Source organism: Gammaproteobacteria bacterium (assembly GCA_015709635.1).
Lineage (GTDB): Bacteria > Pseudomonadota > Gammaproteobacteria > Burkholderiales > Nitrosomonadaceae > Nitrosomonas.
Window position 1 is genome coordinate 11,530 of record CP054180.1, and the last position, 20,895, is coordinate 32,424.

The 20,895-nt window shown below is 51.5% G+C and carries 20 protein-coding genes and 1 pseudogene; 10 read left to right on the forward strand and 11 right to left on the reverse strand.

Annotation, left to right across the window (positions count from 1 at the left end; genetic code table 11):
* Positions 1–69: 69 nt before the first annotated feature.
* A complete protein-coding gene (gene typA, locus HRU78_00040) occupies positions 70–1,884 on the reverse strand; it encodes a translational GTPase TypA (protein QOJ22226.1) in 1,815 nt (604 codons plus the stop codon).
* A 133-nt stretch (positions 1,885–2,017) separates the two neighbouring features.
* On the opposite strand from typA, the gene HRU78_00045 reads away from it, so the two are divergent.
* A complete protein-coding gene (locus HRU78_00045) occupies positions 2,018–3,010 on the forward strand; it encodes an ornithine cyclodeaminase family protein (protein ID QOJ24840.1) in 993 nt (330 codons plus the stop codon).
* A gap of 22 nt (positions 3,011–3,032) precedes the next feature.
* On the opposite strand, the pseudogene HRU78_00050 reads toward HRU78_00045, so the two are convergent.
* Positions 3,033–4,199, reverse strand: a pseudogene (locus HRU78_00050) (HAMP domain-containing protein).
* 1,414 nt (positions 4,200–5,613) lie between these two features.
* Positions 5,614–5,802 carry a hypothetical protein gene (locus HRU78_00055; protein ID QOJ22227.1) on the reverse strand — a complete coding sequence of 63 codons (189 nt, stop codon included), beginning with the start codon at positions 5,800–5,802 and terminating at the stop codon, positions 5,614–5,616.
* 142 nt (positions 5,803–5,944) lie between these two features.
* Here HRU78_00055 and HRU78_00060 point away from each other — a divergent pair, with 142 nt between their 5' ends.
* From HRU78_00060 to HRU78_00080, 5 genes are all read left to right on the forward strand, one after another.
* Positions 5,945–6,268 (forward strand): divalent-cation tolerance protein CutA, encoded by a 324-nt coding sequence (locus tag HRU78_00060; GenBank protein QOJ22228.1) that lies wholly within the window; start codon positions 5,945–5,947, stop codon positions 6,266–6,268.
* A 16-nt stretch (positions 6,269–6,284) separates the two neighbouring features.
* A complete protein-coding gene (gene dsbD, locus HRU78_00065) occupies positions 6,285–8,225 on the forward strand; it encodes a protein-disulfide reductase DsbD (protein QOJ22229.1) in 1,941 nt (646 codons plus the stop codon).
* 159 nt (positions 8,226–8,384) lie between these two features.
* The gene (locus HRU78_00070; protein ID QOJ22230.1) at positions 8,385–8,972 is read left to right on the forward strand and encodes a TlpA family protein disulfide reductase; all 588 of its coding nucleotides are present in this window, start codon (positions 8,385–8,387) and stop codon (positions 8,970–8,972) included.
* 298 nt (positions 8,973–9,270) lie between these two features.
* Positions 9,271–9,603: a BON domain-containing protein gene (locus tag HRU78_00075; protein QOJ22231.1), complete on the forward strand. Its 333-nt coding sequence runs from the start codon at positions 9,271–9,273 to the stop codon at positions 9,601–9,603.
* Positions 9,604–9,719: 116 nt separating this feature from the next.
* The gene (locus tag HRU78_00080; protein ID QOJ22232.1) at positions 9,720–10,100 is read left to right on the forward strand and encodes a DUF2784 domain-containing protein; all 381 of its coding nucleotides are present in this window, start codon (positions 9,720–9,722) and stop codon (positions 10,098–10,100) included.
* Here HRU78_00080 and ttcA read toward each other — a convergent pair.
* The gene (gene ttcA, locus HRU78_00085; protein ID QOJ22233.1) at positions 10,092–11,000 is read right to left on the reverse strand and encodes a tRNA 2-thiocytidine(32) synthetase TtcA; all 909 of its coding nucleotides are present in this window, start codon (positions 10,998–11,000) and stop codon (positions 10,092–10,094) included. The two genes, HRU78_00080 and ttcA, sit on opposite strands and share 9 nt — an antisense overlap.
* 157 nt (positions 11,001–11,157) lie before the next feature.
* On the opposite strand from ttcA, the gene HRU78_00090 reads away from it, so the two are divergent.
* Genes HRU78_00090 through HRU78_00100 form a run of 3 tightly spaced genes read left to right on the forward strand, consistent with a single transcriptional unit; the run spans position 11,158 to position 12,625 of the window.
* Entirely contained in the window at positions 11,158–11,610 is a 453-nt protein-coding gene (locus tag HRU78_00090; protein ID QOJ22234.1) for a cupredoxin domain-containing protein, read from the forward strand.
* The gene (locus HRU78_00095) at positions 11,607–12,146 is read left to right on the forward strand and encodes a DUF411 domain-containing protein (protein ID QOJ22235.1); all 540 of its coding nucleotides are present in this window, start codon (positions 11,607–11,609) and stop codon (positions 12,144–12,146) included. The genes HRU78_00090 and HRU78_00095 overlap by 4 nt, the downstream gene beginning before the upstream one ends.
* A gap of 11 nt (positions 12,147–12,157) precedes the next feature.
* Positions 12,158–12,625 (forward strand): c-type cytochrome, encoded by a 468-nt coding sequence (locus HRU78_00100; GenBank protein ID QOJ22236.1) that lies wholly within the window; start codon positions 12,158–12,160, stop codon positions 12,623–12,625.
* Between the two features lie 13 nt (positions 12,626–12,638).
* Here the strand turns inward: HRU78_00100 and HRU78_00105 are convergent, their stop codons facing one another.
* Positions 12,639–13,025: a hypothetical protein gene (locus HRU78_00105; GenBank protein ID QOJ22237.1), complete on the reverse strand. Its 387-nt coding sequence runs from the start codon at positions 13,023–13,025 to the stop codon at positions 12,639–12,641.
* Positions 13,026–13,297: 272 nt separating this feature from the next.
* Here HRU78_00105 and mutS point away from each other — a divergent pair, with 272 nt between their 5' ends.
* Positions 13,298–15,901: a DNA mismatch repair protein MutS gene (gene mutS, locus HRU78_00110; GenBank protein QOJ22238.1), complete on the forward strand. Its 2,604-nt coding sequence runs from the start codon at positions 13,298–13,300 to the stop codon at positions 15,899–15,901.
* Positions 15,902–16,033: 132 nt separating this feature from the next.
* On the opposite strand, the gene HRU78_00115 is transcribed toward mutS, so the two are convergent.
* The 6 genes from HRU78_00115 to bamA form a co-directional block, all read right to left on the reverse strand.
* Positions 16,034–16,513, reverse strand: a complete 480-nt coding sequence (locus HRU78_00115) for a peptidylprolyl isomerase (protein QOJ22239.1) — start codon at positions 16,511–16,513, stop codon at positions 16,034–16,036.
* A gap of 196 nt (positions 16,514–16,709) precedes the next feature.
* Positions 16,710–16,889 carry a hypothetical protein gene (locus HRU78_00120; GenBank protein QOJ22240.1) on the reverse strand — a complete coding sequence of 60 codons (180 nt, stop codon included), beginning with the start codon at positions 16,887–16,889 and terminating at the stop codon, positions 16,710–16,712.
* On the reverse strand, positions 16,886–17,524 hold the full coding sequence (gene rnhB, locus HRU78_00125) for a ribonuclease HII (GenBank protein QOJ22241.1): 639 nt from the start codon (positions 17,522–17,524) through the stop codon (positions 16,886–16,888). The genes HRU78_00120 and rnhB overlap by 4 nt, the downstream gene beginning before the upstream one ends.
* Before the next feature lie 15 nt (positions 17,525–17,539).
* On the reverse strand, positions 17,540–17,983 hold the full coding sequence (gene fabZ / locus HRU78_00130; protein ID QOJ22242.1) for a 3-hydroxyacyl-ACP dehydratase FabZ: 444 nt from the start codon (positions 17,981–17,983) through the stop codon (positions 17,540–17,542).
* Between the two features lie 44 nt (positions 17,984–18,027).
* The gene (locus tag HRU78_00135) at positions 18,028–18,522 is read right to left on the reverse strand and encodes an OmpH family outer membrane protein (protein ID QOJ24841.1); all 495 of its coding nucleotides are present in this window, start codon (positions 18,520–18,522) and stop codon (positions 18,028–18,030) included.
* Positions 18,523–18,589: 67 nt separating this feature from the next.
* Positions 18,590–20,893 (reverse strand): outer membrane protein assembly factor BamA, encoded by a 2,304-nt coding sequence (gene bamA, locus HRU78_00140; protein ID QOJ22243.1) that lies wholly within the window; start codon positions 20,891–20,893, stop codon positions 18,590–18,592.
* Positions 20,894–20,895 lie beyond the last annotated feature (2 nt).

Here is a 20,895-nt window from a genome sequence, read left to right on the forward strand (position 1 = left end):
GCAGCAGAAAGAAACAAGCGCGCCGGTATCGATCGTACCGGCGCGCTTGCTTTTTTTGAAGATCAGCTTTTAAGCGGCTGCACGTGAAGCACGTTTGCGTTCGTGTTCGAGCAAAAAGCGTTTGCGGATACGGATGGTTTTCGGGGTGATTTCCACCAGTTCGTCGTCGGCGATGAATTCGATTGCGGATTCCAGTGTCAGTTGGATCGGCGGCGTCAGCACTACGGCTTCGTCGGTGCCGGATGCGCGGATGTTGGTCAGTTGCTTACCTTTGATCGGATTGACCACCAAGTCGTTATCGCGCGTATGGATGCCGATCACCATGCCTTCGTACAGACGGTCGCCGGGGCTGACGAACATGCGGCCGCGGTCTTGCAGTTTCCACAGTGCGTACGCTACCGCTTCGCCATGTTCCGAGGAAATCAGCACACCGTTGCGGCGTGGCGGAATTTCCGGACGCATCGGCGCGAATTCGTCGAACACGTGGCTCATCAGGCCGGTGCCGCGCGTCATGGTCATGAATTCCGACTGAAAACCGATCAGGCCGCGCGCCGGAATGCGATAGTCCAAACGTACGCGCCCTTTGGCATCCGATACCATGTCCTGTAAATCACCGCGGCGCGCGCCCAGGGCTTCCATCACTGCGCCTTGATTGGCTTCGTCGACGTCGACGGTGAGCATCTCAAACGGTTCGCACTTGACGCCGTCGATTTCGCGGATCACGACGTGCGGGCGCGACACCGCCAGCTCATAACCTTCGCGGCGCATGTTTTCCAGCAGAATGGTCAGATGCAATTCACCGCGCCCGGAAATTAGGAACGAATCGGTTTCGTTGGTTTCTTCCATGCGTAGCGCGACGTTGGTCAGCAATTCCTTCTCCAGGCGCTCGCGCAACTGGCGGCTGGTGACGAATTTGCCTTCCTGCCCGGCAAACGGCGAGGTATTGACCTGGAAGGTCATGGTCAGGGTTGGTTCATCCACGGCAAGAACCGGAAGCGCTTCGGGTTTGTCGATGTCGGCCAGTGTGGTGCCGATGCTCAGTTCTTCCACGCCGTTGATCAACACGATGTCGCCGGCCAGAGCTTCTTTCATTTGCACCCGCTCCAAACCGTGAAAGCCGAGCACCTGATTGACTTTGGCTTTTTTCGGCGGTTTGTCGCCCATCAATACCATGACTTCCTGGCTGGGTCGCAGTTTGCCGCGGCGGATACGGCCGATGCCGATACGGCCGACGAAACTGGAGTAGTCCAGCGCGCTGATTTGCAGTTGCAAGGGCTCGTCAGGATTGCCTTCAGGAGCGGGGACGTATTTGAGGATGGTGTCGAACAACGGGCGCATGTCGCTGCTGGGTTTTTCAATATCCAGCGTGGCAAAGCCGTTCAATGCCGAAGCATAGACCACGGGAAAATCCAGTTGCTCGTCGTTGGCGCCCAGCTTGTCGAACAGGTCGAAGGTTTGATCGACCACCCAATCGGCACGCGCACCGGGACGGTCGATCTTGTTGATCACGACGATCGGACGCAAGCCTTGCGCCAGCGCTTTTTTGGTGACAAAGCGGGTTTGCGGCATCGGGCCTTCGACCGCATCGACCAGCAGCAACACGCCGTCGACCATCGATAACACGCGCTCGACCTCACCGCCGAAATCCGCATGACCCGGCGTATCGACGATGTTGATATGAACCCCTTCGTAGTCGATGGCACAATTCTTGGCTAAAATGGTAATGCCGCGTTCACGCTCGATATCATTGGAATCCATCACGCGTTCGGAGATTTGCTGATGCGCCGCGAAGGTGCCGGCTTGGTGCAAAAGCTTGTCGACCATGGTGGTTTTACCGTGGTCGACGTGCGCGATGATGGCGATATTGCGGATTGGACGAGACATAAATAATTCCTCAAAAAATAAGCTGTTAGTTGCTGCTGTGGGGGCCGTATTATAGCAGCCGGCGGTTAAAAAACGATGACAAATTTTCAAAATTCCTGGAAGCCCACCAAGGATCATGCACAGACCCGATGACATGCGACAAAGTTCAGATATCCGCTATTTATCCCCGGATTTATTGCAATCCTTGCAATTAACGCCGCAGCAAATAGCGCTCAGCATCGAGCATCTGCTGCTTGGCCGCCAGCGCCAGCAAGTCTGGAATGCGCCCAAAGCAGTGATCACGCCGCCCGATGGCCGCTATATGATGGCGACACTGGCGGCTGCCGATGATCCGCCGTTTCTGGCTGTTAAAGCTTTGGTGCTGAATCCGGATAACCCGAAACACGGGTTGGCCAGCATCAACGCGCTGGTAACTTTGCTCGACAGCCGCAGCGGTTTGCCGCTGGCGGTACTCGACGGCAATTGGGTCACCGCGGTGCGCACCGCCGGGCTGAGCGCGGTTGCGGCCAAACGGTTGGCGCGGCCGGATGCCGTCGTCGCGGCGTTCATCGGCTGCGGCGTGCAAGCGCACAGTCATCTGCAGGCTTTCGCCGCGCTGTTTCCGCTTAAGCGTGTACATGCCTTCGGCCGCGGAACGGCAAGCCGCGATGCCTTTTGCCGCAGCGTGGAAAAGATGGGACTGGCAGCGGTGGCGAGTAAAACCGCACAGGAAGCGATTTGCGATGCGGATTTGATCGTTACGTCCGTGACCTTGTCGCCGCAACTGATCCCCTTTTTGGATGCACGCTGGTTGAAACCCGGCGCTTTTGTCACCATGACCGATCTGGCAGCGCCGTGGCTGGCTGACAGCTTATCCGTGCTGGATCGCATCATCGTCGATGATCTGGAGCAGGAAGCCAGCATGCCTAAACCATTGGTCGATCCGGCATTGGTGCGTGGTGATCTGACCAGGTTGGTAACCGGTGATGCGGCTGGCCGCGGTACTGAGAGCGAGCGCACGGCATTTGTGTTCCGGGGATTGGCGCTGGGGGATCTGGCGGTTGCTGCTTTGGCTTACCAGCGCGCCTGCGAATGTTCGCCAGGCGCGCTGGCCGGTGATCAGGAAAGAACAGGTCGATTGGATTGATCAACCTGCCGTTGCCGGAATTTTAGAATTCTTCCCAGTCCTGACCGCCGCCGGCTGCTACCTTGCGCGGTTGGGCCGGTAGCATTGCGGTAGGTGCAGTTTCTGCATTAGGTTTCGCTACTGTTTTTCTAGTCGCCGGTCCGCGTTTAGGTAGCTTGGCAGGCGAAGGCCGGTTACTTCTTTTGACCATCATCGTTGACTCTGAGTGGTTTCCCGATAGTCTGAAGGTGCTTATCGCCTGTGTTAGTGCTTGCGCTTGTTCCTGCATCGATTCCGCTGCTGCTGCCGCTTCTTCCACCAACGCGGCATTTTGTTGCGTGACTTCGTCCATCTGTGTTACCGCTTGGTTGACTTGTTCGATGCCGGAGCTTTGTTCCTGCGATGCTGCCGAGATTTCGCTCATGATGTCCGTTACGCGTTTTACCGCACTGACGATTTCATCCATGGTCGCTCCCGCTTCGTCAACCAGGCGCGTGCCGTCTTCCACTTTCGCCACCGAATCACCGATCAGTTCCTTGATCTCTTTCGCCGCTGCCGCCGAGCGTTGTGCCAGTGTGCGCACTTCCGTAGCAACGACAGCAAAACCACGGCCTTGCTCACCGGCACGCGCCGCTTCCACAGCAGCATTCAGCGCCAGGATATTGGTTTGGAAGGCAATGCCGTCGATCACGCTGATGATGTCTACTATCTTATGCGAGCTTTCGTTGATTGATTTCATGGTGTGCACCACTTGTCCGACCACTGCGCCGCCTTTCATCGCAACTTCCGAAGCGCCTGCAGCCAGCTGGTTCGCCTGACGCGCATTATCCGCATTCTGTTTGACTGTCGATGTCAGTTCTTCCATCGACGATGCGGTTTCTTCCAGGCTGGATGCCTGTTCTTCCGTACGTTGGCTTAAATCCGAGTTGCCCGACGCGATTTCTCCCGATGCCGTTGTGATTTGATCGGTTCCCGAGCGTACTTTACCTACCAGATCGACCAGATTGTCGTTCATCGTTTTCAGTGCTTGCAGCAGGCGGCCCGTTTCATTGGACGAATTGACTTCAATGCGGCTGGTCAGATCACCGGATGCCACCGCATTTGCTACAGCAATGGCTTCCTGCATTGGCAGCGTAATGCTGCGCACGATCATGATGGAAAACGCTATTGCCGATGCGAGCGCAAGAGCCAATAGGCCAATCATGATGGATACTCCTTGCTGCAAATCTTGCGACCGGGCTTCAAGCGTCTGTACGAGATTTTCAGCGGCAATCGAATTGTATGAATAAATGTTATCGATGGTACGCGTGTATTCCGCAAGATACTCGTTTGCCGGCAGTTTTAATTCCTTTGCTTGAATCAATTCCTGATTGGTCATGTGCAATGTCTTGTCGATCAGCGCTTTAACTTCACTGCTTTTTGATTCCAGGGCCGCTTTCATGGCCATGTCGGATTGTGTTGCTCTTTCAATATTACGCATAAAATCCGAGAAAAACATACTGACGTTACTAAACATACCCATCAGCTTGGCGCGTCCTTCATCGGTCAGACTGCCGGCGGACAGAAAACCTGTACCTAGTGCACGCATTTGTCCCATATTTTCAGCTAACTTAGGTGCATTGATCAGCGATGCATTCATCAGGAAATAAGTGCTGGCAACCGGATCCAGCACCAGCCCCGATTCTTCCAGTATTTCTTCGTTAATGAACAAAATATCCGCAATCAGCTTAGTATGCTGGGCGGTGCTTTCCGTTGTTTTGAGCTGGCGTGCGGTGACGGCTTGCGCAATTTCAACGATGCGCTGTTTTTGCAGCGACCAGAATGATGCGGTTTTAGCGGATATTTCCGCTTCTTTCAGTTTGGCATCGACGATGTCGACTGCTTTATTCAGCTCGCGCTGGATTTCCGATAAACGGTTAGCCACTGAGTCATTACCGCCAAGCAATGCAGCCGATGTGCCGCGATGCTGTTGAACATATTGCACGACTTTCTGTAAAGCAATGGCTGGTCCTGCGCCCGCTACTTCGCGCTTTGTAGAATCGAGATCGGTGATCGCTGTATTTACGTAAAGTGTCATCGGCACAGCCGCTATTAGCAGTAAAAATACAACCAGGATAGTTAGCTTCTGTGACATATTCATACGATTTAACAGCGTCATGGTATTTGCTCCATTGTCGATAAGTTGTCTTTATTAGTTGGCTTGATAACGGGCCACTGAAATAGACGGTTAAGTAATATGTTGTAAAAAAAATCCCTTAAGAAAGCGCTAAAAGAATGACTGTGCTCGGTCATGCTGTGTTGAAATCGGCTCAAAATGCTCATTTATCACGCGTAAACCACGCTTTTCACCTGACTTCGCCTTGCCTGATTATCGCTCGCTGCTTTTTCAGAGTTTCCCTGAGGAGATTTTTGTACAAAAACCAAATAGTGTTTTACGGAAGATAGCAGCGGCTCTTTAGAGCTTTTTGCAAAAGCTTCTTTTTAATGACAGCTTTATATCCGGTGATTGGAATGTAATTGAACCGAGAACGGCTGTTGAGAGAGATGCAAAGATTTTTCGTGCAACCTGCTGCAAGGGTTGCGCGAATTTATCAGGGTCTTTTGGGAGAATTACTCGGGTGTTATTACTTTTCCGCACCCGACATCAGAAACTTGACGAGTAAGGCAAAAATGAATGGAACTGTGCTTAGCGCGGTTACCATATAGTGTTCAGTAGTAAATTGATCGCCTTCATCCATGATGATATAGCCGAAAAATACCGTGACCGGGGTGATGATCGATAGTGCGATTACTAAATTGAATAGCCCTTTCATTTGTTAATTCCTTTCGCTGAATTTTTTCAAAGTATATGCTGATTGGCGCGCCCTGCCCAGCAGCCGGAGTTGAAAATCATAGCTGTCCAATGAATCCCTAGGCAAGGTAAAATCAACCGTTTCGTATCAACCGACAACCGCGATGGAAGCTGTATTGATCTTCTCCAATTTTCCTGATGAAAAGTCGGCTGTGCAATTGGCTGAAGCTTTGATTCATCAGCAATTGGCGGCGTGTGTCAATGTGCTGAGTCCGTGCGCTTCAGTCTATCGCTGGCAAGGTGGGGTTGAATCGGCTGAGGAAATTCCGGTTTTGATCAAAACCCAGCGGCAACACTACGATCGGGTTGAACAGTTGATCAAGATCATGCATCCTTATGAACTTCCTGAAGTGATTATGGTTCCTATAACCGGCGGACTGCCTGCCTATTTGCAGTGGCTCGCCGCTGAAACACCGCTATCCGATTAAACAATACCGAATACCGATGCGATCAATCCAATTTTTGTTACTGATTTTATGTTTAGCCAGTCCTCAGGGTTATGCCGAGGAAGGCAAGTCTTTCAGTTTGTTCCAGAAGCTGCAGGGGCTGGGCATCAAACTGGGCCAGGGCAATGCGCAAGAGCTTTTGCCGCCGGATGAAGCATTCAAGCTGTCGGTGGAAGTGCGCGACGGCAATACGCTGATCGCGAACCTGACGCCGGCCAAGGATTATTATTTGTACCGCGACAAAATCGCGTTTGAGCCGAAACAAGACGGCATGACGATTGAAAAAGTCACGTTGCCGCCGGGTAAAATGAAGGAAGACGCGACCTTTGGGCAGACAGAGGTTTATTACAGTCCGATACAAGCCATTATTTCGCTGAAACGCGAGGATTCTGCCGGCGAGCAGCCGCTGACGCTGGCGGCATCTTACCAGGGCTGCAATGAGCCGGTCGGCGTATGTTATGCGCCGATTCATAAGGCTATCGATCTGACCTTGCCGGCAGTCAAAGCTGTCGTTGGTGCGGTTGCCGAGGCGGTGAGCAGTCCGGCCGTTGCGGCAAGAGCCGGTGATGCTGCGGCGGAATTGTTTCAAATGCCGTCCAAAGCGCCAGCGATTGAAACCGAGTCGTACAAAATCGACCAGATGTTTCAAACCGGTGATTTCTGGCTGATCCTGACCGGATTTTTCGGTATCGGTCTGCTGCTGGCGTTTACGCCCTGCGTGTTTCCGATGTTTCCGATTCTGTCCGGGATTATTGCCAATCGCGGCAAGCATGTGACCAAACAGCATGGATTTATCCTGGCGCTGGCATATGTAATGGGAATGGCGATTACATACGCCATTGCCGGTGTGGCGGCGGGGTTATCCGGCGCGATGTTGTCGGCGGCGTTGCAAAATGCTTGGGTGCTGGGTACGTTTGCCGTGATCTTCGTGTTGCTGTCATTTTCGATGTTCGGTTTTTATGAACTGCAATTGCCCGGTACGTTACAGACCAAACTGTCCGAGGAAGCCGGACATCTCAAAGGCGGGCATTTAACCAGTGTGTTCGGTATGGGCGCATTGTCGGCGCTGATCGTCGGGCCTTGCGTTGCGGCACCGCTGGCGGGCGCTTTGCTGTATATCAGCCAGACGCGCGATGTAATTCTGGGCGGCTCGGCATTGTTCGTCATGGCGCTGGGTATGGGGGTGCCGCTATTGTTACTGGGTACATCAGCCGGTGCGTTATTGCCGAAAGCCGGCGCATGGATGGAGTCGATCAAACGGTTTTTTGGCGCATTGCTGCTGGCTGTGGCGATTTGGATCATCTCCCCGGTGATCAATGACGTGGTGCATATGGTGTTGTGGGCAGCCTTGCTGATCATTTCCGCCATTTATCTGCACGCGATCGATCCATTGCCGGAGCGCGCTTCGGGTCTGCAAAAATTTCTTAAAGGCATCGGCGTGATCGCATTGCTGGTCGGTGTCGCCATGCTGATCGGTGTTTTATCCGGCAGCCGCGATGTATTGCAGCCGCTTTCAAAGCTCGGCTTGGCCGCAACGAATAGTGCCAATGGTAATGAAGCGGTTGTTTCCGGTTATTCCGTCTTGCCTTTTCAGCGGGTAAAAACGGTTGCGGAATTGGATGATCAAATTCGTCAATCCAAAGGCAAGCCGATCATGGTCAAATTTCATGCCGATTGGTGTGTTTCCTGCAAGGAAATGGATCGCTTTACGTTGTCCGATGCCAAAGTGCAAGCGCGACTGAAGGAGGCCGTGTTGCTGCAAATCGATGTCACCGATGGCACACCAGAAGATGCGGCGCTACTGAAACGATTCAAATTGTTCGGGCCGCCCGGTATTCTGTTTGTCGATCGTCAGGGTAACGATATTCCTGATATCAAAGTGATTGGTTTCTTGAATAAAAATGATTTCTTAACCGTGCTGAATGCTGTTTTGATTTAGGCGTGTGCTGAAACCCTACAGTAAGTTTTTTCAAGCTGGAAAATTATCGAAGGAAGTGAAGTAGTAATGCCAAAATCAAAACTCCTTGCTATGTATTTGCGCGTACTGAAACCCTACAGCAAGTTTTTTCAAGTTGGAAGATTATCGAAGGATGTCGTGATGTCAAAAGTAAAACAGATTTTTTTGTATGTTTGTGTGGCAATATTTGCATTGGCGGCTGGTTCATTTCTGCGATCCGTGCTAATAGAAGCGCAGCAAACCCAATTATCCGGTGAAGAAAGCCAGCAAGGCGCAAAGGCGATACTCGCGGCAAGCTTGCCGGATATTCACGGCGAGAATCAGGCGGTTTCACAATGGCTCGGGAAAGTGATGGTGGTCAATTTCTGGGCTACCTGGTGCACACCGTGCCAAGAGGAAATACCCGAGTTTGTTGAAGCACAGCAAAAATACCGCGATCAAGGATTGGTGTTTATCGGTATTGCGCTGGATCAAGCCGACAAAGTCAAAATGTTCAGTCAGGAATTCGGCATTAATTATCCGGTGCTGGTCGGTAGCTTGAACAGTTGGTCACTGGCGCAAGCGGCCGGTAATCGCCTGTCTGTTTTGCCTTATACCGTGGTAATCAATCGTTCCGGTGAAATCGTCGAAACCTATGTCGGTCGCGTTAATCTGAAAAAACTGGAGAAATTGGTGATTCCGCTGCTGAAGGAAAACCCGCAGGCGCAGCCAACGGAAAAAGCCGGTTGATGGCAACAGCGTTTTAATCCGGGCTTGTTCAAACCACGCGCCGCTAAAAAGGCGATTGCGGCGCACGATAATCATGTAATATTAACCGCAGGAATGGAATGCTTTATTTACCTGGTATGCATGCGAGCTACTCTGTCCACATAAATACCTCGCATTCTGATTGTTGCGGATACTTACCGGGAAATTCAATAAAACTGTTCATTCAGGATTGAATAAGGTACGGAAGGCAGTAACGCAAGGGTTTTAATCTAAATGTGACGAGGGATATTTTCCAATAATCATTTAGGAGAACCTCATTATGGGACAGCTTGATTGCACTCGCCGTTTCTTCGTTTTCTTCTTAGTGTCGCAAATCGCTTTTTTCCCTGGCTGCGCAACGGGAAAGTATGAGGGAAGCAGGGAGCAGTACGACGATATCGTCATTACGACCAAAGTTCACGAAGCCATTATCGATGAACCTTCTCTGAGACCTTTCGAAATCAATGTCAGAACCGTGAAAGGTGTTGTTGAACTCAGCGGCACTGTCAATTCACGGGATGATATCGATAAAGCGCTGGCGGTTGCGCGCGGCATCAGTGGCATAAGATTTATCAAGAATGACATGCGAACGCTGGGAACCGGCGATTATTAGTTGTTGGTGTGAGTGAATTGCAAGTTGGATTATCCGAACACCGCTTGCAATTCATTTTTCCCAAGCGGCGCGCTGAGTATCGATAACCGTCAATGTGAGCAATCGCAGAATTCAATATGCCGCTGGCCGACATCGTATTGATGATTCATTTTCTGTATGTGTTGTTTGTCGTCGGCAGTCTGCCGGTCATTTGGCTGGGCGCGTGGTTGAAACGGGGGTTTGTTAGAAACCCGTGGTTTCGCTATTTGCATCTTGCTGCAATTTTATTCGTTGTGGTCGAATCGCTGATGGGCGTCGTTTGTCCGCTGACCGTATGGGAAAACGCATTGCGCCAAGCTGCGGCGGAGGGCGGTTTTATTCAGCACTGGCTTCATCGCATGCTGTTTTATGACGTGCCGGAATCCGTATTGACAGTAGTTTATGTTCTGTTTGCCGCTTTGGTGGCGATGACATTCAAATGGATTCCGCCTGCGCGCGGAAATCGCCGGTCAAGATGATGAAACGAGCGGGTTATCGTCTGTTACTTCCTCGGCCGGGGTCAGCATTTCTTCGATGGTGGGTTCGAAAGTTTCTTCGTCAAACGCCGTGTCACCGTCAAGGAACGGCTGGCCTTGCGCTTTCAGATTGAAGAAATCGTAGCGGGAAGTATCGGCCAAATGCGATAGTTGAACGTTCTGTAAGGAACGAAACATGGTTTCCAGCCGGCCGGGAAATTTTTTGTCCCACTGCTGCATCATTTCCTTGATCACTTGGCGTTGCAAGTTCGGCTGCGATCCGCATAAATTGCATGGAATGATCGGGAAATTCGCTATGGCTGCGTACGCCGCCAAATCTTTTTCCTTGCAGTAAGCCAGCGGGCGGATCACGATATGCTTACCGTCGTCACTGACCAGTTTGGGCGGCATAGCTTTCAGCTTTCCACCATAAAACATATTCAGAAACAGAGTGACGAGAATATCGTCACGATGATGACCCAATGCGATCTTGGTGGCGCCCAGTTCGCTGGCAACCCGGTAAAGTACGCCGCGGCGCAGGCGCGAACAAAGGCTGCAGGTGGTTTTTCCTTCCGCGATGACGCGTTTGACGACGCTATAGGTATCTTGCTCAACGATGCGGAAGGGCATACCGATTTCCGTCAGATAAGCCGGCAACACCTGTTCGGGAAAACCGGGTTGTTTTTGATCCAGATTGACCGCAATCAGCTCAAATTCCAGTGGCGCATGCGCTTGCAGGTTGCGCAGAATGTCCAATAAGGCATAGCTGTCCTTGCCGCCGGACAGGCATACCATGACCCGGTCACCGGCTTCGATCATGTTGAAATCAGCAATCGCAGTGCCAACCTGCCGCCGTAAGCGTTTTTGCAGCTTGTTGGTGTTATATTGTTGTTTCAGGTTCATATTCAATGAGATTCCAGTAGCAAGAGATGATTTTTTAATGCGAGAAAAGGAAGGTTACTTATAGCTGAAATTAGACAAACGGAATGGAACAATTTAGCATAGCCGGATTCTAATCAAGGCGGATAAAGAGGCTCGGGAATAATTTCAGGAGAATTCGATGAACGGAATTATACCATTTGTGATCTTGGTCTTGTTTTCAACCAATAGCTATTCGAGCGCAAGCAGTTCCAATTTGGAAGTCGATATCGGCAGGCCGGGTGATGCGGACAAAGTGTCGCGTATGGTGAAGCTGACACAAGTGGATAATATGTTTTTGCCAGCCGAAGTGAAAGTGAATGAAGGTGAAACAGTCCGTTTTGTGATTAAAAATGGGGGTGATCACAAACATGAAATGTTGCTGGGATCGATGGCCGAGCTGAAAAAAGCTGCCAACATGCGGCACATGCATCCTGACAAGGAACATACGGAAGCGCACTTGATGCAACTTGATCCGGGGGAGCAGAAAGAATTGATCTGGCAATTCACTCAGGCGGGAACGGTTAATTTCGCCTGTCCTTTGCCCGGCCATTTCAAGAGAATGCGTGGAACAATTACTGTGGAGAAGAAATGAAAATACGAAAAGGTACGATGTTTGCGAAATCGATAATGGCGGCTGGTTTATTAAGTGTCGCTGTGCAAGCGGCTGCGACAACGACGGTTGATGTTTATAAAAGCCCGACGTGCGGATGCTGTGCCAAATGGGTCGATCATATGCGTGAACATGGTTTTACCGTAAAAACACACGATGTCGGCAACAAGGATATCCGCAAAAAATCGGGTATTTCCGAATCGCTCGGTTCCTGTCATACGGCTCTGGTCAACGGTTATGCGATTGAAGGTCATGTTCCGGCGCCGGATATCATCCGCTTGCTGAAGGAAAAACCGAAGGCGGTTGGATTATCCGTCCCCGATATGCCGCATGGAACGCCGGGGATGGAAAGCGGCCGGGTCGATCCTTATAACGTTCTGTTGATTACCGAACGCGATCAAACGCGTAAGGAAACGACCATTTATCAGCGCTATGATCCCTACGCCAAAAAAGCAGCGGAAGCTGTACCTGCCAATCCTGAACCCGAACAAAACAGTTCCGTAATGCGCCTGAAGTAGTTGCCTTTTTCATGATAATACGTAGTTTTTTGCTCTGCATGGCCGCAGCCGCGATATTGGGCTGCGGCAATTCCGGGTTGCCTGGCGTTTCTTCCGGTCAACATCAGCTTGATAGCAAGACGGGTTTGGTAAAACGGAATTTCGATCCGGTGCAAATCAAACGGGGTGAGGGTGTCTATAAAGCCAATTGCGCCGGATGTCATGGCCCGAACGGCGAAGCCACTCCCGAGTGGCGCAAACCCGGTGCGGATGGAAAATACCCGCCGCCGCCGTTGGATAGCAGCGCGCATGCCTGGCATCATTCGACCGACGTGCTGAAGAAAACCATACTCAAAGGAACGCCGCCGGAGATCGGTTCCATGCCTCCCTGGGAAGGCAAATTAACCGAGCAGCAAGTGGACGATGTGATCGTCTGGATAAAATCGTTATGGTCGGACGAAATTTACGCTGTCTGGTTTAAGAATTTTGAAGGCAAGTGACCGTTCGCAGTAATTATTCTTCCGTTTTTTGCTCCAGCGATTTGATTTGCTCTAAGATCGCCTGCTTTTCATTCTCCAGTTCGTTATAGCGCGCATATAACCGGTTCAAGTCAGCGGTATATTTTTCAATTCGCTCTTGTTTTTCCTGCTGGAGCCGGATGAGATCCTCGTATTTAGGAACCGGTACACTCTTTGCCGACGGAATCGACGGTATTAATGTCGGCGATTCCGATATCTCATTACGGCGTAACTCTTGGATCATCATGAATTGCTGTTGGATGGATTGAGATTCCTGTTGGATGCGAGCTAGGGATTTCTCCAATTGACGTACTTGTGTTCCGGTATCAGCTTGGATTGCGAGCGATAAAGCCAGTAACAGCAAAAAAAGAACGATCCGCATGAGATAAGCGCCTATTCAAAAGAATGACTGTGAGCAAAGCAGCAGCATCTCTACTTCTCACAGGTTAATTTTCCAAAATATTCCGGGCAATTTGCCTATAATATAAACGTTTGTTCACGCAGCATCAAATGCCGTGTTCCACTTCATTCGTGTGATTACAACTCAAGGCTTCGATTAAAAATAATGAGGGAGTCATTGAGAAATTCCCACGATCAAAAAAATTTCATCCGCATAATGTATTGCCCGATGCATAAATTGCCTTGCCAGAGCCCATGAAATCGCAAAAAGACCCGCATACGCCGATGATGCAGCAGTATTTGCGCATCAAGGCGCAATATCCGGACATGCTAATGTTTTATCGCATGGGGGATTTTTATGAGTTATTTTTCGGTGACGCGGAAAAAGCGGCCAAGTTGCTGGGCATCACATTGACACAGCGCGGTGCTTCCGCCGGTGAACCGATCAAAATGGCCGGCGTACCTTACCATGCGGCCGAGCAATATTTGGCCAAGCTGGTCAAGGCAGGGGAATCGGTCGCGATTTGCGAGCAAGTGGGCGATCCGGCGCTCAGCAAAGGGCCGGTAGCCCGGGAAGTGGTGCGCATCATCACACCTGGGACGCTGACCGATGCGGCGTTGCTTGACGATAAACGCGACTGTATTTTATTGGCGCTGGTGATACAGGATTCGACATTGGGGTTGGCGTGGCTGAATTTGGCGGCGGGACAATTGCGTGTGCTGGAAACTGCGCCGCACAATTTGCTCAGCGAGTTGGAGCGTTTGCAACCGGCGGAGATTCTTCTACCCGAGCCGCTGGCATTGCCTGAAGTGCAAGGAAAAAACTGGGCGCTGAAGCGCCTGCCGTTGTGGCAGTTTGATCGTGACAGCACATTCAACAGCCTGACGCGGCAATTTGAAACGCATGACCTCAGCGGTTTCGGCTGCGAGGATTTAAGCGCTGCGCTATGCGCCGCCGGCGCGCTGCTGGAATATACGCGCCTGACGCAAGGCTCCGCCGCTCCGCATATCACATCGCTGCAAGCGGAACGGGAGAGCGTGTATGTGCGTATGGATGCCGCCACGCGCCGCAACTTGGAAATTTCCGAAACGATCCGCGGTGAGCGATCGCCCACCTTACTGTCATTGCTCGACACCTGCGCAACCAGTATGGGCAGCCGCTTGTTGCAGTTTTGGCTGCATCATCCGTTGCGTGATCGCGGTACGATACAACAACGGCTCGACAGTGTCGCGGCTTTGACCGGAGAAAATGAGCAGAATTATTTTGCGGCGGTGCGGACCTTGCTGCGGCGCTGTGCCGATATCGAACGCATCACCGCGCGCATCGCACTCAAATCCGCGCGGCCGAGGGACTTATCGGGTTTGCGCGACAGCCTTACGCTGTTGCCGGAGGTCGTTCAGGCTATCGCCGGTTGCGCCAGCGAACGGATCGATCAATTGATTCATGCGCTGCAGATTGACGCGGCGGTCGCCGGATTACTGAGTAAAGCGCTGCTGCCGGAACCCGGTGTGGTGCTGCGCGAAGGCAATGTCATCGCCGATGGTTTTGACGCCGAGCTCGACGAGTTGCGCGCGTTACAGAACAACTGCGGTGAATTCCTGCTGCAACTGGAAATGCGCGAAAAAGAGCGCACCGGCATCCCCAACCTGAAAGTGGAATACAATCGCGTGCATGGTTTTTATATCGAAGTCACGCATGCGCACAGCGAAAAAATCCCTACCGACTACCGCCGCCGGCAAACGCTGAAAAGCGCCGAGCGTTACATCACACCGGAACTGAAAGCTTTCGAAGATAAAGCCTTATCCGCGCAAGACCGGGCGTTGGCGCGGGAGAAATATTTGTACGAAGGATTATTGGATATGCTGGCACAGCATATTCAAGCGCTGCAAAAAATCGCCACCGCCATCGCCGAACTCGATGTGCTGTGCGCCTTTGCCGAACGCGCACAGGCACTTGACTATACCGCTCCGCAATTATCCTCCGACGATATTTTCACCGTCGATACCGGCCGCCATCCGGTGGTGGAGCGGCAAGTGGAAAACTTTGTCGCCAACGATGTGCAAATGGGCGCCGAAGGCACCGGAAAAGCGCGCATGTTGCTGATCACCGGCCCCAACATGGGCGGTAAATCCACCTACATGCGGCAAATCGCATTGGTCGCCCTGCTCGCGCATTGCGGCAGTTACGTACCGGCGAAGGCAGTGCACATCGGTATTCTGGATCAGATTTTTACCCGTATCGGCGCGGCCGACGATTTGGCCAGCGGACGCTCGACGTTCATGGTGGAAATGACCGAAACCGCCAACATTCTGCATAACGCCACGGCGCAAAGCCTGGTGCTGATGGACGAAGTCGGGCGCGGCACATCGACATTCGACGGCTTGGCGCTGGCATTCGCCATTGCCCGTCACTTGTTGAGTAAGAATCGCAGCTTCACGCTGTTTGCCACACACTATTTTGAATTGACCAAACTGGCGGAAGAGTTCAAGCAGTTGCAAAACGTCCATTTGGATGCCGTGGAGTATAAACACCGCATCGTTTTTCTGCATAAGGTGGCCGAAGGTCCGGCCAGTCAAAGCTACGGCTTGCAAGTCGCGGCGCTGGCGGGCGTTCCCGAAGGCGTGATCAAGCTGGCAAGAAAACACCTGGTAAAACTGGAACAGGAAAGCATCAAGAAAGAACCGCAGATGGATCTGTTTTCTTTTTCAGCTCCGGAACCGCAAGCGGAAAGTCCACATGAAGATCATCCGGTGATTGCTTTGCTGCAAAATCTTTCACCGGACGAACTGACTCCCCGGCAAGCGTTGGAACAGCTATATCTATTGAAAAAGACGCTGGATGCACCCGGTAATCACTGAGAAAGAGCGCCGAAAAAGGTGGCGAGACAGAGTTAGACTAGGCCAAACTCAGTTTACGAGAATATCAAATGAGTATTTGAGCCTGATTTCAACGCGGCATGACCGGGCCGCGGCAGTTTTCCGGCAACGTTCCTAATGCTCGTGACCATGCGCGCCATGCACATGCTCGTGCTCAATTTCATCCGGCGTGGCGGGGCGCACATCGGTTATGGTGCAGGCAAAATTCAGTTTTATGCCAGCGAACGGATGATTGCCATCGACAATCACGGAATCGTCGGTCACATCGGTCACTTTGTAGATAATGAAATCGTCAGAATCTTCCGCACCGCCTTCAAAATGCATACCGACGACCACGTTGTCGGGAAATGAGCTGCGCGGCTCGACGCGAATCAGTTCGGTGTCGTACTCGCCAAACGTATCCTCCGGTTCCATCGTGACCGAACAGGAATGCCCAACTTCCTTTTCGTGCAGCGCTTCTTCCACCAGCGGAAAAATGCCGCCGTAACCGCCATGCAAGTAACTGATCGGTAAGTCTGTTTTCTCCAGAACTTTTCCCGAAGCATCCGTCAATTCGTAGTTCAGGGAAACCACAGTATTTTTTAGTACGCGCATGTTAGATTGATCCTTTGCTGAGTTAGAGGCTAATAATTATTGATCGTTATCAACGACATCGCCGCTTATGAATACGGCGTTGAATAGCCGCCATTATACGCATAAAGTGCGATGAATGAGACTTTCGTGTCATGGTGTTGGCAAATATAGCCCGTTGAATCTATGCCCGCCGGTCATATCGCCAACCAGATGAGAATCACCCCATCGCATTGGCGGATGTAATCATCGAGCTTGTCCAGCGTCTCCGTGCCGGTGGCGATGAAATCTTCCTGTACTTTGACGGTACGTTGGGGCGATCAAGATCGCGCCGCAAAGCATCGCGGTAACTGCGGAACTCGGCGCTAACGGTGGACAGGAAAATGCGAATCTGTGTCATCGCTGTTTCCTTTGCAGCTCATCATTGTTCCGGCCATGAGCGGCGTTTTGCTGTGATGCTTTGACCGGTGCAAAACTTTGCCGGTGAATTTCGCACGGGCCATGTTGTTGCAGGGCTGCGAAGTGTGCTTTGGTCGGATAGCCTTTGTGCCGGTCGAAGCCGTAGCGCGGGTAAATGTGGTGTAATCGTAACATTTCCGCATCGCGTGCGGTTTTGGCGAGAATCGACGCGGCCGAAATTTCAGGGATTAAACGATCGCCGTTGACGATGGTTTGCACCGCACAGTCGAGGTTAGGGCTGTGCTTGCCGTCGATCAGCACCCGTTCAGGTGTGAACGGCAGGCTTTGCACGGCGCGCTGCATCGCAAGCAGGCTTGCCTGCAGGATGTTGATCCGGTCGATTTCTTCCACCGTGGCGAATGCGATCGCCCATGCCATGGCGTATTGTTTGATTTCAAGCGCCAAGGTATCGCGCCGCTTTTCGCTCAGTTGCTTGGAATCGGCCAAGCCATTGATGGGGCGAGCCGGATTCAGTACTACGCAGGCTGCGTATACCGGGCCGGCGAGCGGCCCCCGGCCGGCTTCATCGACGCCGCAGACGAGCGTTTTGCTATCGGCGATCGGCAGTGGCGGCAATCGAAACGGGAGAGGTTATACCGCTCTTGCGGTACACATCAATTGCGCTTCGGTGACCAGTTGATCATCTACTTCGGCGCGTGCGGAGTACTTCCATAATCCTTTGATCTGACGTTCGATGGCGACTTTCAAAATGAGTTGATCGCCGGGCAAAACCGGTTTTTTGAAGCGCACACCGTCGATGCCGACGAAATAATAAACCGAATCGGTTTTGTTGACGGCATTCTCGGTTTTGAGCGTCAGCAGCGCAGCCGCCTGTGCCAGCGCTTCGACGATTAGAACGCCCGGCATGACCGGATAATGCGGAAAATGTCCGGGAAAAAACGGCTCGTTGATCGAGACATTTTTCAATGCGACGATATCCTTGCCCGCTTCGAGCGAAATAACCTTGTCGACCAGTAAAATCGGGTAACGATGCGGCAAATATTTCAAGATTTCGTGAATGTTCATGGTACTCATTTTATTTTCCTTTTGGCCCTGCACACCTGGATCAAGGTGTGTTTTTATTGTTCGCTGTCGAGCAATTTGATCACTTTGTCGGTGATGTCGATGCGCTGGCTGCGGTAGACTGAGTCTTGCAGTTGCAATATCAGATCGTAGTTTTCCGCCTCGGCGATTTTGCTGATGGCGCGATTGGTGCGCTCGAGTATGACGCTGTATTCTTCATTCTGACGTACGCTCAAATCTTCCCGCATTTGCCGTTGCGCGCGCTGATATTCCCGGCTCAGATTAGCCAGGTTCCTTTCCAAGTTGCGCCGCTCGCTTTCGTCCATCTTGATGCTGTTTATTTCAAGCTTATCTTGCAACACTTTGGCTTCAAGCGCCATTTTCTTGATGTCTTCATCGCGTGGCATGAATTCCTGCTCGATTTTTTTCTGTGCTTGGAGTGCCGGCGACGATTCGCGCAGAATTTTTTCGGTATTCACCACACCGATTTTGATATTGCCGGCAAGAGCGGTAGCGGGGCCGCAGGCAAAAACGGCGGTTGCTACGAGCATAACCAGATAGCGCCATTGTTGATGAGTTTGTTTCACTATATTCACCGGCTGTGGAATCTCAACACAATCAGAATTGTTGCCCGAACATAAACTGGAATCTTTGCAAATTATCGCCGGGCTGATCATTTAAGGGTTGCGCGATGCTCACCTTCAAAGGCCCCATCGGTGAGACCCAGGTCAGTGCGAGCCCGACCGAGTAACGCATAAAATTGCTAAGATCACCGAATTTGTTGAATACTGTACCGCCGTCCAGGAAGGTGCTAAATCGCAGCGATCGATCGTCTTTTAAGAAAGGCACCGGAAACATCAGTTCGACATTACCGACAACGCGCTTACTGGCACCGACGGCAAACAAGGTTGAGTTGCTGCCTGAAACATTGGTGAACTGGTCGCGAGGACCCAAGGAGTTCAAGTTATAGCCTCGAACGGAATTATTACCGCCGGCGAAAAAGTTCTTGAAAAACGGCAACGGATGTCCGGTGTAGCCATCACCATATCCGGCTTCGCCATTCAGCATCAACGTGAAGAAATCGGTTATCGGGAAATACCATTTTTGGCTATAACTGACTTTATAATAATTCAAGTCGCCGCCGGGCACACTAACCTCAGCAAATACCCGGTGCGTGGTTCCAGAGGTGGGCCAGATGGCACTGTCGCGGCGGTCTCGGGCCCAGCTGATGGTAAACGGGAAATTGTTGGTGGACGTGCCAAACTCTTTCACAAAATCCAGATAACGCTGCGGGCTGTCGTCAAAAGTACCGATTTTCGTATTTTCCGCAGCCAGTCCAAACGAAACGATATCGCCTTCCGCGATCGGTATACCGAGCCGCAAACCTGCACCTAGTGTTTCCGTCTTGAATGCGCCCACCTGTACCAATTGCCGGGTATTCAGATCGCGCTTGTAGACATCAAGGCCGAGACTGACACCATCCACGGTGAAATAAGGATTGGTGAATGAAGCGGCGTAGGTTTTATTGATCAGACCGGTATTCACATCAAGACTGAGAAAATTACCGGTACCGAAAATATTGTTTTGAGAGATCGAACCGTTCAGGATGATGCCCTGTTGCTGCGAATAACCCGCACCAAACATAATGGATCCGGTTGGCCTTTCTTCCACTTTGACGTTGATATCGACCTGATCGGTTTTGTTGGGCACGGCCGGGGTTTCGATATTGACGCTGTTAAAGAAAGCCAAGCGGTCCACGCGCACTTTTGAAAGGTTGATATTCTTAGTCGAATACCAAGCCCCTTCCATTTGCCGGAACTCACGCCTGATCACTTCATCGCGGGTTCGATCGTTGCCTGTGATGTTGATCCGCCGAATGTAGACCCGGCGTCCCGGGTCGATAAAAAAGGTGAATGCGGCTTTGCGGTTTTCCTGATCGATTTCCGGCGATGCATTGATATTAGCGAAGGCATAGCCATCGTCGCCCAGCCGGTCGGTAATCGATTTAATCGATTCGGTCAGTTTCTGGCGGGCGAATACCGCGCCGCTTTTGAGCAAGATCAGTTTGCGTATCTCTTCTTCCGGAACGATCGTTTCGCCAGCCACCTTAATGTCGGAGACAGTATATTGAGCGCCTTCGGTCAGGTTGATGGTGATGTAGATATCGCGCAAATCCGGTGTTATCGATACTTGTGTGGATTCGATATTGAATTCCAGATAACCGCGATCAAGATAATATGAGCGCAGGGTTTCCAGATCGGCTGCCAGTTTTTGTTTTGAATATTGGTCGTTTTTGGTGAACCAGCTTAATAAGTCAGGCTTCCGGAGAACCAATATGCCGCGCAATTCTTTGTCAGGAAATTTTTCATTGCCGACAAAACTGATTTTTTTAATCCGGGCTGTGCGGCCTTCCTTGATATCGAAAGTAATCCCCACACGATTGCGCTCAAGTGGCGTTGTCGTCGTAGTGATTTTGACGGCATATTTGCCGCGGCTGATGTACTGGCGCTTCAATTCAAGTTCCGCTCTTTCCAGCAGTGAGCGGCTGAATATCCGCGATTCCGATATACCGGCCTGCTTCAGACCTTCGAGCAGCTTGTCTTTTTCAAATTCTTTCGCACCGTTGATGCTGATTTGTGCAATCGCCGGCCGCTCGACGACTTCCACAATCAGAATATTATTTTCGGATTTTAATTTTACATCTTTGAAAAAACCGGTCGCGTAAAGCGCTTTGATCGCCTCGGTTGCCTTATCTTCATTCATGACATCGCCGACCTTGATCGGCAGGTAGCTGAAAACTGTGCCGGCTTCGGTGCGTTGTATGCCTTCAACACGAATATCCTTGACGATGAAAGAATCGCCGGCCCAGCACGAGAATGCATAAAAGAAGCTTAACAGTGCGACAAGATGCCGGAATTTCATTA

Excerpts from the sequence above, each read along its gene's own strand:
- typA (QOJ22226.1), bottom strand. The coding sequence starts at position 1,884 with ATGTCTCGTCCAATCCGCAATATCGCCATCATCGCGCACGTCGACCAC.
- HRU78_00045 (QOJ24840.1), top strand. The coding sequence starts at position 2,018 with ATGCGACAAAGTTCAGATATCCGCTATTTATCCCCGGATTTATTGCAA.
- HRU78_00055 (QOJ22227.1), bottom strand. The coding sequence starts at position 5,802 with ATGAAAGGGCTATTCAATTTAGTAATCGCACTATCGATCATCACCCCG.
- HRU78_00060 (QOJ22228.1), top strand. The coding sequence starts at position 5,945 with ATGGAAGCTGTATTGATCTTCTCCAATTTTCCTGATGAAAAGTCGGCT.
- dsbD (QOJ22229.1), top strand. The coding sequence starts at position 6,285 with ATGCGATCAATCCAATTTTTGTTACTGATTTTATGTTTAGCCAGTCCT.
- HRU78_00070 (QOJ22230.1), top strand. The coding sequence starts at position 8,385 with ATGTCAAAAGTAAAACAGATTTTTTTGTATGTTTGTGTGGCAATATTT.
- HRU78_00075 (QOJ22231.1), top strand. The coding sequence starts at position 9,271 with ATGGGACAGCTTGATTGCACTCGCCGTTTCTTCGTTTTCTTCTTAGTG.
- HRU78_00080 (QOJ22232.1), top strand. The coding sequence starts at position 9,720 with ATGCCGCTGGCCGACATCGTATTGATGATTCATTTTCTGTATGTGTTG.
- ttcA (QOJ22233.1), bottom strand. The coding sequence starts at position 11,000 with ATGAACCTGAAACAACAATATAACACCAACAAGCTGCAAAAACGCTTA.
- HRU78_00090 (QOJ22234.1), top strand. The coding sequence starts at position 11,158 with ATGAACGGAATTATACCATTTGTGATCTTGGTCTTGTTTTCAACCAAT.
- HRU78_00095 (QOJ22235.1), top strand. The coding sequence starts at position 11,607 with ATGAAAATACGAAAAGGTACGATGTTTGCGAAATCGATAATGGCGGCT.
- HRU78_00100 (QOJ22236.1), top strand. The coding sequence starts at position 12,158 with ATGATAATACGTAGTTTTTTGCTCTGCATGGCCGCAGCCGCGATATTG.
- HRU78_00105 (QOJ22237.1), bottom strand. The coding sequence starts at position 13,025 with ATGCGGATCGTTCTTTTTTTGCTGTTACTGGCTTTATCGCTCGCAATC.
- mutS (QOJ22238.1), top strand. The coding sequence starts at position 13,298 with ATGAAATCGCAAAAAGACCCGCATACGCCGATGATGCAGCAGTATTTG.
- HRU78_00115 (QOJ22239.1), bottom strand. The coding sequence starts at position 16,513 with ATGCGCGTACTAAAAAATACTGTGGTTTCCCTGAACTACGAATTGACG.
- HRU78_00120 (QOJ22240.1), bottom strand. The coding sequence starts at position 16,889 with ATGACACAGATTCGCATTTTCCTGTCCACCGTTAGCGCCGAGTTCCGC.
- fabZ (QOJ22242.1), bottom strand. The coding sequence starts at position 17,983 with ATGAGTACCATGAACATTCACGAAATCTTGAAATATTTGCCGCATCGT.
- HRU78_00135 (QOJ24841.1), bottom strand. The coding sequence starts at position 18,522 with ATGCTCGTAGCAACCGCCGTTTTTGCCTGCGGCCCCGCTACCGCTCTT.
- bamA (QOJ22243.1), bottom strand. The coding sequence starts at position 20,893 with ATGAAATTCCGGCATCTTGTCGCACTGTTAAGCTTCTTTTATGCATTC.